At 62.0% G+C, this 13,934-nt stretch carries 12 protein-coding genes; 2 read left to right on the top strand and 10 right to left on the bottom strand.

Going from position 1 to position 13,934, the window contains the following annotated elements; translation table 11 throughout:
* Nucleotides 1-211: 211 nt before the first annotated feature.
* The 9 genes from panC to dksA form a co-directional block, all read right to left on the bottom strand.
* Nucleotides 212-1,072 (bottom strand): pantoate--beta-alanine ligase, encoded by an 861-nt coding sequence (gene panC / locus AB7M32_RS00165; protein ID WP_454248781.1) that lies wholly within the window; start codon nt 1,070-1,072, stop codon nt 212-214.
* On the bottom strand, nt 1,069-1,869 hold the full coding sequence (panB, locus tag AB7M32_RS00160) for a 3-methyl-2-oxobutanoate hydroxymethyltransferase (protein ID WP_072411753.1): 801 nt from the start codon (nt 1,867-1,869) through the stop codon (nt 1,069-1,071). Before panB ends, panC begins: the two co-directional genes overlap by 4 nt.
* A gap of 364 nt (nt 1,870-2,233) precedes the next feature.
* Nucleotides 2,234-2,719, bottom strand: a complete 486-nt coding sequence (folK, locus tag AB7M32_RS00155; RefSeq protein WP_454248780.1) for a 2-amino-4-hydroxy-6-hydroxymethyldihydropteridine diphosphokinase — start codon at nt 2,717-2,719, stop codon at nt 2,234-2,236.
* A 3-nt stretch (nt 2,720-2,722) separates the two neighbouring features.
* Nucleotides 2,723-4,120 carry a polynucleotide adenylyltransferase PcnB gene (locus tag AB7M32_RS00150; RefSeq protein ID WP_060740589.1) on the bottom strand — a complete coding sequence of 466 codons (1,398 nt, stop codon included), beginning with the start codon at nt 4,118-4,120 and terminating at the stop codon, nt 2,723-2,725.
* 815 nt (nt 4,121-4,935) lie between these two features.
* Nucleotides 4,936-6,369 carry a sigma-54-dependent transcriptional regulator gene (locus AB7M32_RS00145; RefSeq protein ID WP_072411747.1) on the bottom strand — a complete coding sequence of 478 codons (1,434 nt, stop codon included), beginning with the start codon at nt 6,367-6,369 and terminating at the stop codon, nt 4,936-4,938.
* A gap of 22 nt (nt 6,370-6,391) precedes the next feature.
* On the bottom strand, nt 6,392-9,346 hold the full coding sequence (locus tag AB7M32_RS00140) for a sensor histidine kinase (RefSeq protein ID WP_170866875.1): 2,955 nt from the start codon (nt 9,344-9,346) through the stop codon (nt 6,392-6,394).
* Entirely contained in the window at nt 9,330-9,506 is a 177-nt protein-coding gene (locus AB7M32_RS00135; protein ID WP_003176118.1) for a hypothetical protein, read from the bottom strand. The genes AB7M32_RS00140 and AB7M32_RS00135 overlap by 17 nt, the downstream gene beginning before the upstream one ends.
* Before the next feature lie 77 nt (nt 9,507-9,583).
* Nucleotides 9,584-10,465: a tRNA glutamyl-Q(34) synthetase GluQRS gene (gene gluQRS / locus AB7M32_RS00130; protein WP_454248779.1), complete on the bottom strand. Its 882-nt coding sequence runs from the start codon at nt 10,463-10,465 to the stop codon at nt 9,584-9,586.
* A 231-nt stretch (nt 10,466-10,696) separates the two neighbouring features.
* The gene (gene dksA, locus AB7M32_RS00125) at nt 10,697-11,140 is read right to left on the bottom strand and encodes an RNA polymerase-binding protein DksA (protein WP_003205639.1); all 444 of its coding nucleotides are present in this window, start codon (nt 11,138-11,140) and stop codon (nt 10,697-10,699) included.
* 338 nt (nt 11,141-11,478) lie between these two features.
* Here dksA and AB7M32_RS00120 point away from each other — a divergent pair, with 338 nt between their 5' ends.
* Both AB7M32_RS00120 and sfsA read left to right on the top strand, forming a co-directional pair.
* Nucleotides 11,479-12,651 (top strand): pyridoxal phosphate-dependent aminotransferase, encoded by a 1,173-nt coding sequence (locus AB7M32_RS00120; protein ID WP_192263725.1) that lies wholly within the window; start codon nt 11,479-11,481, stop codon nt 12,649-12,651.
* Entirely contained in the window at nt 12,651-13,406 is a 756-nt protein-coding gene (sfsA, locus tag AB7M32_RS00115; protein ID WP_454248778.1) for a DNA/RNA nuclease SfsA, read from the top strand. The genes AB7M32_RS00120 and sfsA overlap by 1 nt, the downstream gene beginning before the upstream one ends.
* Here the strand turns inward: sfsA and AB7M32_RS00110 are convergent.
* Nucleotides 13,362-13,679 carry a Rieske (2Fe-2S) protein gene (locus tag AB7M32_RS00110; protein ID WP_454248777.1) on the bottom strand — a complete coding sequence of 106 codons (318 nt, stop codon included), beginning with the start codon at nt 13,677-13,679 and terminating at the stop codon, nt 13,362-13,364. The two genes, sfsA and AB7M32_RS00110, sit on opposite strands and share 45 nt — an antisense overlap.
* Nucleotides 13,680-13,934: the final 255 nt, after the last annotated feature.

Here is a 13,934-nt window from a genome sequence, read left to right as displayed (position 1 = left end):
TAAACCTCGCGTTGCAATCTGTCTTGACTTTGTCTGACCGGCTCCCGGTACTTTTTTATACAACGGGGGCGGGAAAGGTCCGACAGACGGAACGCAGATGACTCTCTGTGGGAGCGAGCTTGCTCGCGATGGCGTCAGGTCAGCCGATATCGATGTCGACTGATGCGTCGCTATCGCGAGCAAGCTCGCTCCCACAGGGGTTTTGTGATGTTCAGGCGGGGGTGTCGAGGTCCAGATGCAGGTTGTCGATCAGGCGTGTGGTACCGAGGAAGGCGGCCACCAGGATCACCAGGTCGCGGTCCTCGCTCGACGCCGGGCGCAGGGTCTTGGCGTGACGGATTTCCAGGTAATCGGGACGCAGGCCGGCAGCTTCCAGTTGCTTGAGCTGTTCGCCGATCAGCGCCGGGAAATCCCGCTGGCCCTGCTTGATTGACTCGGCGATCTGGCTCAGGACGCGATAGACCACGGGCGCGACGGCACGTTGATCCGGACTGAGGAAGCCATTGCGTGACGACAACGCCAGGCCATCCTCGGCGCGGACGGTCGGCTCGCCGATGATCTGGATCGGCATGTTCAAGTCATGGACCAGGGCGCGGATCACCGCCAGTTGCTGGAAGTCTTTCTGGCCAAACACCGCCAGGTCAGGCTGGACCATGTTGAACAGCTTGCTGACCACCGTCGCCACGCCCTCGAAATGCCCCGGACGGCTGGCGCCGCACAAGCCTTCGGACAATTGCGGGACGCTGACCCGGGTCTGTCCGGCCATGCCGTCGGGGTACATCTCTTCGACGCTGGGGGCAAATAGCAGATGGCAGCCGGCCTGGAGCAGTTTTTCCTGGTCGGCCGCCAGGGTGCGGGGGTATTTGTCCAGGTCTTCGCCGGCGCCGAATTGCAGCGGGTTGACGAAAATGCTCGCCACCACGAAGTCGGCCCGTTGTGCGGCCTTGGTGACCAGCGCCACATGACCGCTGTGCAGGTTGCCCATGGTCGGCACGAAGGCGATGCGTTTACCTTCGCTGCGGGCACGGGCCACGGCAGCGCGCAGTTCGCGTACGGTTTTGACGGTGTTCATGCGGAAAATCCGTGTTCGGCGCCCGGGAAAGTCGCGGCCTTGACTTCAGCGACGTAGGTACTCAAGGCGCCCTGGATGGAGGTTTGCCCGGCCATGAAGTTCTTCACGAACTTGGGCACGCGACCGGTGATCGACAGCCCGAGCATGTCGTGCAGCACCAGCACCTGGCCATCGGTGGCGTTGCCGGCGCCGATCCCGATCACCGGGATCTTCACCGCCTGGGTGATTTCTTCAGCCAGTTCGCTGGGTACGCATTCGAGCAGCAGCATCGCCGCGCCCGCCTGCTCCAGCGCAATCGCATCGGCGCGCATCTGCCGCGCCTGGTTCTCATTGCGGCCCTGGACCTTGTAGCCGCCGAGAATATTCACCGCTTGAGGGGTCAGGCCCAGGTGCGCGCACACCGGAATGCCCCGCTCGGCCAGCAGCCGAATCGAATCGGCCAGCCACAACGCGCCTTCGACCTTGACCATGTGGGCGCCGGCCTGCATCAGCATGGCGCTGTTGGTCATGGTTTGTTCGAGGGTGGCGTAGGCCATGAACGGCAGGTCGGCGAGGATCAGCGCATCGGTGTTACCGCGTTTGACGGCGGCCACATGGTAGGCCATCTCGGCGGTGGTCACCGGCAGCGTGCTGTCGTGACCTTGCAGCACCATGCCGAGGGAATCGCCCACCAGCAGCACTTCGACACCGGCCTCGTTGCAGGCATGGGCGAACGTTGCGTCATAGCAGGTCAGCATGGTGATTTTTTCACCTTTTTGCTTGAGACCTTGCAGCGTGGTCAGGGTAATAGCTGGCATGAAAAAGTCCTCATTAGGCGCTCGTGAATGACTGCGAGTAACGCGCATGATTCGTTATCTATACAGGCGCACCTTCTATGCGTGGTGCTTGTAAGGCCTGGATTGCGCCCTTTAGTGCCGCGTTGGCGGCAGCGGGACGCCTATAGTCGTGAGGAGCAATCGGGAAGTCAATTGGATGTGTTACCGCCGGGTGTTACCGAGGTGACTGATGCGTTTCAGCTTGGGGGAGCGCCCCGGATGTGACTGTCCGGTACCGGAACCTGTGGGAGCGAGCTTGCTCGCGATGGCGATGTGTCAGTCACCCTAGATGCTGGATATGCCGACGCTATCGCGAGCAAGCTCGCTCCCACAGGGGATGTCTTCGTCAGTGGGAGGGCAGGCGTTCCAGGCCGACAAATGGGCACGCGGCAAGCAGGTCCTTGAGCAAGCGTCCATCGGCCAGGCGCAGATCGGCGGGGGCCAGTTCGGCCAGTGGGTACAGGACAAAGGCCCGGGCCTGCATGTGGTAATGGGGAACCTTGAGGCGGGGCTCGTCGATCAGGCGATCACCGAACAGCAGGATGTCCAGATCCAGGGTGCGTGGCCCCCAGCGTTCGAGGCGTTCGCGACCCTGTCCGGTTTCGATGGCCTGCAGCGCATCGAGCAGGTCCAGCGGTGCCAGGTGGCTGTCCAGCGCCGCCACCGCATTGGTGTAGCGCGGCTGGCCGGGTAGCAGGGAATCGCTTTGATAAAACGCCGAGACTCCCACCAGTCGGGTATCGGGCAATTGCGCCAGCGCCTGGACGGCACTGCGCAATTGTTCGGCGGGTTCGGCCAGGTTGCTGCCCATGCCGATGTAGATGCGTTCCATCGATTACTCGCCCGATGCGCTCGGTACACCGGCACGCTTGCGCTTGGCACCGCTGCTGCGGCGGCGCTTGCGTGGGCCGCTGGCGCCGTCATCCTTGCCGCTGAGCTCACGAATCATATCGCGGCGCTCGCTGTCGTTGGCGTCCTGGTAATCGGTCCACCATTCGCCCAGGCCATCAGTCTGCTCACCCGCGCTTTCACGCAGCAGCAGGAAGTCGTAGCCGGCGCGGAAACGCGGGTTGTCCAGCAACAGGTCGGCACGTTTGCCGCTGCGCCGTGGCAGGCGCTCCTGCATGTCCCAGATCTCGCGGATCGGCATCGTGAAGCGTTTTGGAATGGCGATGCGCTGGCACTGTTCGGCGATCAGCTCGTGGGCGGCTTCCTGCATCGCCGGGATCGGCGGCATGCCACGGTCTTGCAGGCGCAGTACCCGGGCCGGCAGGGCAGGCCAGAGTAAGGCGGCGAACAGGAACGCCGGTGTCACCGGCTTGTTCTGCTTGATGCGCAGGTCGGTGTTGATCAGTGCTTCGCTGATCAAGGTGTGGGTGTAGGTCGGGTTGTGCTCCAGGGCCTCGGCGCTGGCGGGGAACAGCGGATCGAACAGCTGCAGGTCCACCAGCATCTCGAAGGTGTCTGCGGCGTTGCCTGACAGGAACAGTTTGAGCACTTCCTCGAACAGGCGCGCCGAGGGGATTTCCCGCAGCATGGGCGCCAGTTCGCGAATCGGCATGGCGCTGTGTTTTTCGATGCCGAAATCCAGCTTGGCGGCGAAACGCACGGCCCGCAGCATCCGCACCGGGTCTTCCTGGTAGCGCTGCTTCGGATCGCCGATCAGGCGGATCAGACGATTGCGAATGTCGTGTACGCCGTTGGCGTAATCGAGGATGCGTTCACTGACCGGATCGTAATACAGGGCGTTGATGGTGAAGTCGCGGCGTTGCGCGTCTTCTTCCAACGTGCCGTAGACGTTATCGCGCAGAATACGTCCGCTCTCGTTGCGGGAAGACTGGTTGCTGTCTTCCTCTTCATCGTTTTGCGGATGATTGGCGCGGAAGGTTGCCACTTCGATGATCTCGCGGCCGAAGTGGATATGGACCAGCTTGAAGCGCCGGCCAATGATCCGCGCATTGCGAAACTCGGCCCGTATCTGTTCCGGCGTGGCGCTGGTGGCGACGTCGAAATCCTTGGGGGTGATGTTGAGCAGCATGTCGCGCACGCAGCCACCGACCAGGTAAGCCTGGTAGCCGGCGTTCTGCAAACGTTCGACGATGTTCACCGCATAACGGCTGAACTGGGCCTTTTGCAGCGAATGCTGGCCGCTGTTGAGCACTTCAGGCGTGCTGCGAATGTGTTGCGTACGACGCAAGGGAGAACGGAATGACTGGAACAGCTTCTTCAGCATGGGATGCACTGTTTGAAGGAATATTCGGCCAAAAACGAAGAATGACCGCATGATGGGCGGGGATTCTAGCATTTAGTCGAGGGATGGTGTAGGACGCAGCAGTTTTGAGCTGCAAGCTGCAAGCGACAAGCTTTGTAGGCTTCAAGGAAGGGAAATGACAGAAACCACAAGGGGAGCCGAAGCTCCCCCAGAATTAGTTGCGTGCTCTGTTTTTATTATTGGTTTCGGGCTTCTTGTTTTTGTTGAGTGCCCGCGCCACGAGGTTTTCCCTTCGTGACCCTCCCAATCGGGAGCCAAGAGCAAACGGATTGCTTTGGTCGCTGTGTTGCAGTGATCAATCGATCCAACCAGTTCAGGCACCTGTCTTGAGACAGTTTTTATTGTTCTCGGCCTGGTTGTGGGGCAAGCCCCAAATACAACGCCTCTCCAAAAGAATCAGTTAGCTGCGCCTCTCGCCGTCTTGTTTTTATTGTGCGTGAGTCGATTCGTCTTATTTTTATTGTCTTGTGCATTGCTTGTTATTGTTCTTGTACCAAAGCTATAGCAGGGTGCGTGCCAACTTTTGCGAAACCCAGAGAAACCGGGGGTTCTATGGTTATAGCCATTTTTCAGAGGCAAAAAAAAGCCGGGGTTTCGTTACCGTAAACCCCGGCTTCTGTTACGTGAAAAAGACTGGGGTAACAGTTTTTTCACATCCTCTGTGTACGCAGCGGGTTTCCCTTGTGGGAGCGGGCTTGCTCGCGAATGCGGTGTGTCAGTCGAATTTACGCTACCTGACACGCCGCATTCGCGAGCAAGCCCGCTCCCACACTTCCTCAGCTTTCGCTGGTCGCCCCGGTCTTGCGCCGTGGAATGCCCAGGCGCTGGCGCCGTTCCCACAGGCACTTGCGGCTGACGCCCAGCTTGCGCGCCAGTTCGGTCTCGGTCATGTGGTCCTGGTGCTCGAGGACGAAATGCTGGAAGTAGTCCTCCAGGGACAGGTCTTCGGTGGGTTCGTGGCTGGTGTTGTTGGCAGCGCCGCCCTGTTGCGGGGCCAGGCCGATGAATTCTTCGTCGTCCAGGTCACTCAGTTCGATGTCGATGCCCAGCAGGTCGGCAGAGATTTCCGGGCTCTCGCACAGGATTACCGCCCGCTCGACCGCGTTTTCCAGCTCCCGGACGTTACCCGGCCAGGCGTAATGACGAATGGCCTGTTCGGCGTCCGGGGCGAACTTGAGGTCGGTGCGATTGACCCGCGCGCTCTGGCGGGCCAAAAACGCCTGGGCGATTTCATTGACGTCCGCGCCACGCTCGCGCAGGGCAGGGAGCTTCAAGGCGATCACGTGCAAGCGGTAATACAAGTCTTCGCGAAACTGGCCGATTTTCGCCAGGCTCTTGAGATCACGGTGGGTGGCCGCGATCAGGCGGACATCGACCTTCTGCGACTGCACCGAGCCGACCCGGCGGATTTCGCCTTCCTGAAGCACCCGCAGCAACCGCGCCTGGGCTTCCAGGGGCAGCTCGCCGATTTCATCGAGGAACAACGTGCCGCCGTCCGCCGCTTCCACCAGCCCGGCACGCCCGGCGCTGGCGCCAGTGAACGCACCTTTCTCGTGACCGAACAGTTCGGACTCGATCAGGCTCTCCGGAATTGCCGCGCAGTTCACCGAGATCATCGGTGCCTTGGCTCGGCGCGACAGGTTGTGCAGGGCGCGGGCCACCAGCTCCTTGCCGGTGCCGGACTCGCCCTGGACCAGGACATTGGAGTCGGTCGGCGCCACTTTGCGGATCTTGCTGTACAGGTCCTGCATGGGCGGGCAGGAGCCGATGATGCCGATTTCGCCATTATGGTTGCTGGTGCCGGCTTTCGCCGCGGCGCTGGCCTTGCCGACAGGTTCCGCCGGGTTGCTGGTCGCCGCCTGCCGGTCGCGCAGGATGCGGGCCACGGCCTGGAGCATCTCGTCGTGGTCGAACGGTTTGGCGATGTAGTCCACCGCGCCCATTTTCATGGAGTCGACCGCCGAGCGCAGGCTGGCGTAGCTGGTCATGATCAGCACCGGCGTGCCCTGGCCGAGCTTGATCAGCTCGGTACCCGGGGCGCCAGGCAGGCGCAGGTCGCTGACAATCAGGTCAAACGTGGGGATGCTGAAACGTTCTTGTGCTTCCTGCACTGAACCGGCTTCGCTGACCTGGTACTGGTTGCGTTCCAGCAGGCGGCGCAAGGCGGAGCGGATAATTGTTTCGTCTTCGACGATCAAAATGTGCGGCATTGATTCGATTCTCTCGACGGTCTCAGTTCACAGCGGACGTCGCTTCGACATGACGCGGCAAGGTCACCCGAATACGGGTGCCGCGTTGGCTCTGAACATCGGCCGGGCTGTCGATGGTGATTTGTCCATAATGCTCTTCAACGATGGAATAGACCAGTGCGAGGCCCAGACCGGTGCCTTCGCCAGGATCCTTGGTGGTGAAGAAAGGTTCGAACAATCGGTCCATGATGTTCTGTGGGATACCGCTGCCTTCGTCTTCGACGATCAGGTCGATCGTGTGTTCGAAGGCTTCGCTCTTGACCCGCACTGCGCTGCCGGCCGGTGAGGCGTCTCGCGCGTTGGAGAGCAGGTTGATCAACACCTGGGCGAGCCGCTGGGGGTCGCCATCGACCCAATGGTCCGGGTCGCACAGGTTGAAGAATTGCACCTCGAAATTGCGCCGGTTGAGGGCCAGCAGACCAATGGCATCCTGGGCCACTTCGGCCAGACAGACGGGCTCGTCATTGTGCTGGTGACCGCCGGCATGGGCGAAGCTCATCAGCGACTGGACGATGCGCGACACGCGCTTGGTCTGTTCGAGGATCTGGCCGCTGATTTCCGTCAACTCGCCGTCGTCCTCGCGCTCTTCGCGCAGGTTCTGCGCCAGGCAGGCGATGCCGGTGATCGGGTTGCCGATTTCATGGGCCACCCCGGCGGCCAGCCGGCCAATGCTTGCCAGTCGTTCGGAGTGGACCAGCTTGTCTTCGAGCATCTGGGTGTCGGTCAGGTCTTCCACCAGCAGCACCAGGCCGCTGTTGCCCGGTGCCAACGGCTCGTCGATCGCCGCCTTGTGCAGGTTCAGCCAACGGGTCTGGCCGTCGAGGGCCAGGTGCTGTTTGTGCAGGTGCTCGTCAGGCAGGTCGATGAAGCCTTGCAGCAAGCCTTTCCATGGCTCGCCCAGGGTGCTCAGGCGTGAACCGACCACGCGCTGGGCGGCGATCCCGGTCAGTTCTTCCATGGCCTTGTTCCACATCAGGATCTCCTGGTCCTTGGCCAGGGAACACACGCCCATCGGCAGCTCCTGCAGGGTCTGGCGGTGGTAACGGCGCAAGGCGTCCAGTTCGGCAGCCAGGCCGGTGAGGCGCGAGTGGTAATCCTCGAGGCGGCTTTCGATGAAGTGGATGTCTTCGGTGACATAGTTCTCGCCGCCGGCCTTGTAGGGCAGGAACGTCTCGACCATGTCCTGGGCCACGCTGGGGCCCATCAGGCCGGACAGGTTGGCCTCGATCCGGTCCCGCAGGCGACGCAAGGCATACGGGCGGCGTTCATCGAAGGGCAGGTAAAGGTCGCGCAGGGCCTGTTCGACTTCCTTTTGCGCGGCTTTGGCGCCCAGGGGCTTGGCCAGTTGCGTGGCGAACTCCTGGGGCGAGGCGGCGTGCAGCTCGCGGCGTTGCGGACGACGAACATTGTCTACCGCACAGGCTTCGGCGGCGCTGGCCTCTTCGCTGCTGGCGTTGGTGAACAGCGAGATCAGGGTGAACATCAGCACGTTCGCTGCCAGGGAAGCGATGGCCGCCATATGCCAACTGGTGTCGTCGAGCACGTAGATCATGTTCAGCAGCGGAATATAGAAACCCTGCAAGTTACCCATCAGCGGCAGCAGCATCGCCACCAGCCATACCAGGATCCCCGCCAGCAGGCCGGCGATGAAGCCGCGGCGGTTGGCGGTCGGCCAATACAGCACCGACAACACGCCGGGCAGGAACTGCAAGGTGGCGACAAAGGCGACGATGCCCAGGTTGGCCAGGTCCTGCCCGTCGCCTAGCATCAGGTAGAAACCGTAGCCGGCCATGATGATCGCGACGATCAGCGCCCGTCGGGTCCATTTCAGCCAGCGGTAGATGTTGCCTTCGGCCGGTGGCTGGTAGAGCGGCAGCACCAGGTGGTTGAGGGCCATCCCCGACAAGGCCAGCGTGGTGACGATGATCAAGCCGCTGGCCGCCGACAGACCGCCGACGTAGGCCAGCAAGGCCAGGGCCTTGCTGTTGGCGGCGATGCCAATGCCCAGGGTGAAATATTCCGGGTTGGTGCTGGCGCCCAGCTTCAAGCCGGCCCAGAGAATCAGCGGCACCGCCAGGCTCATCAGCAGCAGGAACAGCGGCAGGCCCCAACTGGCGCTCACCAGCGAGCGCGGGTTGAGGTTTTCGGTAAAGGTCATGTGGTACATGTGCGGCATCACGATGGCCGACGCGAAGAACACCAGCAACAGCGTGCGCCACGGGCCTTCCTGCAAGGGCGTGTGCAAGGCGGCGAGGGCCGTCTGGTTCTGCAGCAGCCACACTTCCAGCTGTTGCGGGCCGTCGAACACGCCGTAGAGGGCATAAAGACCGACGCCGCCGATGGCGATCAGCTTGATCACCGACTCGAAGGCGATCGCGAATACCAGACCTTCGTGTTTCTCCCGCGTGGCGATGTGCCGGGAACCGAAGAAAATCGTGAACAGGATGATCAGCACGCAGAAACTCAACGCTACTCGGTGCTGGACCGGCTCGCGGGTCAGGATGCTGATGGAGTCGGCCACGGCCTGCATTTGCAGGGCCAGCAACGGTAACACCCCGACCAGCATGAAGATCGTGGTCAGGGCGCCGGCCCAGGTGCTGCGAAAGCGAAAGGCGAACAGGTCGGCCAGGGAGGACAGTTGATAAGTGCGGGTGATTTTCAGGATCGGGTAGAGCAACACCGGCGCCAGCAGGAACGCGCCCGATACACCGAGGTAACTGGAGAGGAAACCATAGCCGTACTGATAGGCCAGCCCGACCGTGCCGTAGAACGCCCACGCGCTGGCATAGACACCCAGCGACAGGGTGTAGGTCAGCGGGTGGCGGATGATCGCCCGGGGAATCATGCCCCGTTCGCTGATCCAGGCCACGCCGAACAGCACCGCCAGGTAGGCGGCGCTGATCAGGATCATCTGGGTCAGGCTAAAGCTCATCGGCATCTTTTTGGCTCTGCAGGATGAAGGTCACGACAATCAGGATCAGCCAGAGCAGATACGGCCGATACCAGGCACCCGTGGCATCGATCCACCAATCCATGATGGCCGGGGAGAACAAGTAAATCCCCACTACCAGGAGCAGGACCAAGCGATAGATATACATCCCGGCCTCTCTAATTTATGCGCGTGCCCGAAAACGTGCGGCGATGGTAACGGATGGGCGCCAAGCTGCAAGGGCCGTCAACGTATTTGCGCTTCGGGCTGGCTCAGTGTGCGCGGGATCTTGCCCGCGTCCCAGTGGCGAATGCCCCAGGCCAGCAGTTCCCGTGGGCTGGCGTCGACCAGTTCGAGGCCCGGTTGCTGGCCCAGCGCGCGCAACGCCCGTAGCAGCAGTGGCGTGGCCTGGTCGGCCGCCAGTGGCGGTGAACGGTAGGATTTGCCGAGTTTGTGCCCGTCGGGTTGGGTGATCAACGGCACGTGCAGGTAACGCGGTTGTGGCAACCCGAGCAGTTCTTGCAGGTAGAGCTGGCGCGGCGTGGAATCCAGCAGGTCGGCGCCGCGCACGATATCGGTCACCCCTTGCCAGGCGTCGTCCAGGACCACGGCCAATTGATAGGCGTAGAGTCCGTCGCGGCGGCGGATCACGAAGTCACCGACTTCACGGCCCAGGTGCTGGCGGAATTCGCCCTGGACCCGGTCGGTGAAGTGGTACTCAAGCTCGGGGACGCGCAGGCGGATGGCGGCCTCCTTGGCGTCGTGCCCGGCATTGCGGCACAGGCCCGGATAAATGCCCCGGTACGCCTCCAGTTGCTTGCGCGAACAGGTGCAGGCATAGGCCAGGCCCTGGCTGAACAGCCGGTTGATGACTTGGTCGTAGGCGTCATGGCGCTCGCTTTGGCGAACCATTTCGCCGTCCCATTCAAACCCGTAGCTTTCCAGCGCCTTGAGAATCGCCGCTTGCGCGCCCGGTTCTTCCCGGGGCGGGTCGAGGTCTTCCATGCGCAGCAACCAGCGCCCGTCCACGGCTCGGGCATCCAGGTACGATGCCAGGGCGGCGACCAGCGAACCGAAATGCAGGTGGCCGCTGGGGGTGGGGGCGAAGCGTCCGATGTAGGCAGTCATAAGGCGAAGGTTACTGGGTCCGGGCGGTAGGCATACAATCTCGACAACAAAGCATATCCCCTTGTGGGAGCGAGCTTGCTCGCGATAGCGATCTGTCAGTCACATCACTGTTGGCTGACCCACCGCTATCGCGAGCAAGCTCGCTCCCACAGGGGGCATCGAAGCTTGGGAAAATATCGGAAACAAAAAACGGAGCGTATGAACGCTCCGTTTCGATAACAGCCCCGGCGATTACTTGCCGACCTGTTTTTCCTTGATTTCCGCCAGGGTCTTGCAGTCGATGCACAGGTCGGCGGTCGGTCGGGCTTCCAGGCGGCGAATGCCGATCTCGATGCCGCAGGACTCGCACCAACCGTATTCTTCGTCTTCGATCAGTTGCAGGGTCTTGTCGATTTTCTTGATGAGCTTGCGCTCACGGTCACGGGCGCGCAGTTCGAGGCTGAACTCCTCTTCCTGACTGGCACGGTCGGCCGGGTCGGGGAAGTTGGCCGCTTCGTCTTTCATGTGATCCACGGTGCGGTCGACTTCCTGCATCAAGTCCTGTTTCCACTTGTTCAGGATCTTGGTGAAGTGCGCGCGCATGGGGGCGCCCATATACTCTTCGCCAGCTTGCGGGACGTAAGGCTCAAACCCGCTGAGCGACTGATTTTGATTTTGCTTTGCTTGGGTGGGCATGAATGGACCGCCTCTACTCTTGTAATCCACTACGCAGGATTGCTCCATCACCGACACCTGCCGGCCCTGCGGCTGCAAGCGGGCGAACTTACCAGATCAAATCGGGCCGCGCTACTCCCGGTTGTCGAGCCTGCGGCGGCCGGGGTCTGTAAAACGTGGCCGGGTTCGCTTCGGTGGGGATGTAAACCTGCTCAATGCTTGATTCTAGTCAAGCCTGGGCCAATCGCGGGAGTCATTTCCGGCAATTCGAGGGCTCAGACCGCTTTGGCCTCGCGCGCGTTCCCGCAGTTGTTCCCGAGTTGGGTAGAATCGGTTCTTTTTCCCCTGAAGGAAGGCCAATGGCTCAGCCCTACAGTGCGCGCAGCCGCGCCATCGAACCTTTCCATGTGATGGCGCTGTTGGCTCGCGCCAACGAACTGCAAGCCGCCGGGCATGACGTCATCCACCTGGAGATCGGCGAGCCGGACTTCACCACCGCCGAACCGATCATCCAGGCCGGCCAGGCCGCGCTGGCGGCGGGCAAGACCCGTTACACCGCGGCCCGTGGCATTCCCGAGTTGCGCGAGGCTATCTCGGGTTTCTATGGGCAGCGCTACGGGGTGGACATCGACCCTCGACGCATCATGATCACGCCAGGCGGCTCCGGCGCGTTGCTGCTGACCAGCGCCTTGCTGGTGGACCCGGGCAAGCATTGGCTGTTGGCCGACCCCGGCTATCCGTGCAACCGTCATTTCCTGCGCCTGGTGGAAGGCGCGGCGCAGTTGGTGCCCGTGGGGCCGGATGTGCGCTACCAATTGACGCCGGACCTGGTGAACCGTCATTGGGACCAGGACAGCGTCGGTGCGTTGGTGGCCTCGCCAGCCAACCCGACCGGGACGATTCTCACCCGGGACGAGCTGGCAGGCTTGTCCAAGGCCATCAAGGGCCACAACGGCCATCTGGTGGTGGACGAGATCTATCACGGCCTGACCTATGGCACCGACGCCGCCAGTGTGCTGGAAGTCGACGACGACGCCTTTGTCCTTAATAGTTTTTCCAAGTATTTCGGCATGACCGGCTGGCGGCTGGGCTGGTTGGTGGCCCCTTCGGCGGCCATCGGCGAGCTGGAAAAACTTGCGCAGAACCTCTACATCAGTGCGCCAAGCATGGCCCAGTACGCCGCCCTGGCCTGTTTCGAGCCCGCCACCATCGAAATCTTCGAGCAGCGGCGGGCCGAGTTCGCGCTGCGCCGCGATTTTCTGCTGCCGGCCTTGCGGGAATTGGGCTTCGGTATCGCGGTGGAACCGCAAGGGGCGTTTTACCTCTATGCCGATATCAGCACCTTCGGCGGTGATGCCTTTGCGTTCTGCCAGCACTTCCTGGAAACCGAACATGTGGCCTTCACCCCGGGTCTGGATTTCGGCCGTCATCAGGCCAGCCACCATGTGCGGTTCGCCTACACACAGAGCCTGCCGCGGCTACAGGAAGCGGTGGCGCGAATCGAACGTGGACTGCGGAGCTGGCAAGGCTGATGCGTTTTTCCCCTGCGTTGGAAGAAGGTCGTCTGATTCGACGTTACAAGCGTTTTCTCGCTGATATCGAGACCGTTCACGGCGAACTCCTCACTATTCACTGCCCCAACACCGGCTCGATGCTCAATTGCATGGCTGAAGGCGCGCGCGTCTGGTTCAGTCGCTCCAGCGATCCCAAGCGCAAGTTGCCCGGCACCTGGGAAATCGGCGAAACCCCTCAAGGGCGGCTGGCCTGCATCAATACCGCGCGGGCCAACGCCTTGGTCGAAGAAGCCTTGCGCGCCGGGGTCATCAGTGAACTGAACGGGTTCACCGGGCTCAAGCGTGAAGTGGCTTATGGCGTGGAAAACAGCCGCATCGATTTTCGCCTGGACTACCCTCAAGGCTCGGCCTGGGTCGAAGTCAAAAGTGTCACGTTGGGTTTCGAGGACACCCAGGTGGCGGCGTTTCCCGATGCGGTGACGCTGCGCGGAGCCAAGCACCTGAGGGAACTCGCCTGCCTGGCCCGGGAAGGCGTGCGGGCGGTGCAGCTGTATTGCGTGAACCTGAGTGGCATCGAGGCCGTGCGCCCGGCACACGAGATCGACCCGGTGTACGCCGCAGCCCTGCGTGATGCGGTGGCGGCGGGGGTGGAAGTGTTGGCCTACGGAGTTACGTTGACGCCCGAGCAGATGTGGGTGGACCGTGCGTTGCCTGTGTTGCTCGAACCGCTACTGTTCGACCCAGATGCCTTGCTCGTCCTCCCGGCTGTCTAGCGCGGCCAGGAACTGACCGGCGCAGGGGCCGGCCACGCATTCACCGCTCTCGATCAGGAACAGCGCGCCGTGAGTGGCGCACTGGATCAGGCTGGCGCTGGGGTCGAGGAATTGGTCGGGTTGCCATTCCAGCGGCACGCCCCGGTGCGGGCAGCGGTTGAGATAGGCATACACCTGGCCGGCGCGTCGCACGGCCAGTACCTTGCGCCCATCGAGGTCGAAACCACGACTGCCGTTGTCGGGCAGTTCGGCGGCGGTACAAAGAAACTTCATGTGTGTCTCTATATGTCTGTCGCAGTGAGCCTCTGTGGGAGCGAGCTTGCTCGCGATGACGGCGGCACATTCAACCTCTCAGTGACTGATAGGCCGCTATCGCGAGCAAGCTCGCTCCCACAGGTTTCGTGTGGCAAAAGATCCACCCTTGACGGTCAAATGAAAACAATTATCAAATGGCGCCTCCTTCGCAGGTGGTTGAGGATACTTGGCCCGGCCCGGTCCTGCGAAAAACTTCTTTGAGGAAGCTGCCCG

It is taken from the genome of Pseudomonas sp. R151218B TE3479 (assembly GCF_053629195.1).
The sequence above is the reverse complement of the archived record's forward strand: the minus strand, read 5'-3'. Positions and strand labels throughout refer to the sequence as shown.

Coding starts and splice junctions, on each gene's coding strand:
- folK (WP_454248780.1), bottom strand. CDS start 2,719: ATGGAACGCATCTACATCGGCATGGGCAGCAACCTGGCCGAACCCGCC.
- AB7M32_RS00120 (WP_192263725.1), top strand. CDS start 11,479: ATGGCTCAGCCCTACAGTGCGCGCAGCCGCGCCATCGAACCTTTCCAT.
- AB7M32_RS00140 (WP_170866875.1), bottom strand. CDS start 9,346: ATGCCGATGAGCTTTAGCCTGACCCAGATGATCCTGATCAGCGCCGCC.
- AB7M32_RS00150 (WP_060740589.1), bottom strand. CDS start 4,120: ATGCTGAAGAAGCTGTTCCAGTCATTCCGTTCTCCCTTGCGTCGTACG.
- AB7M32_RS00145 (WP_072411747.1), bottom strand. CDS start 6,369: ATGCCGCACATTTTGATCGTCGAAGACGAAACAATTATCCGCTCCGCC.
- dksA (WP_003205639.1), bottom strand. CDS start 11,140: ATGCCCACCCAAGCAAAGCAAAATCAAAATCAGTCGCTCAGCGGGTTT.
- sfsA (WP_454248778.1), top strand. CDS start 12,651: ATGCGTTTTTCCCCTGCGTTGGAAGAAGGTCGTCTGATTCGACGTTAC.
- AB7M32_RS00135 (WP_003176118.1), bottom strand. CDS start 9,506: ATGTATATCTATCGCTTGGTCCTGCTCCTGGTAGTGGGGATTTACTTG.
- AB7M32_RS00110 (WP_454248777.1), bottom strand. CDS start 13,679: ATGAAGTTTCTTTGTACCGCCGCCGAACTGCCCGACAACGGCAGTCGT.
- panC (WP_454248781.1), bottom strand. CDS start 1,072: ATGAACACCGTCAAAACCGTACGCGAACTGCGCGCTGCCGTGGCCCGT.
- gluQRS (WP_454248779.1), bottom strand. CDS start 10,465: ATGACTGCCTACATCGGACGCTTCGCCCCCACCCCCAGCGGCCACCTG.
- panB (WP_072411753.1), bottom strand. CDS start 1,869: ATGCCAGCTATTACCCTGACCACGCTGCAAGGTCTCAAGCAAAAAGGT.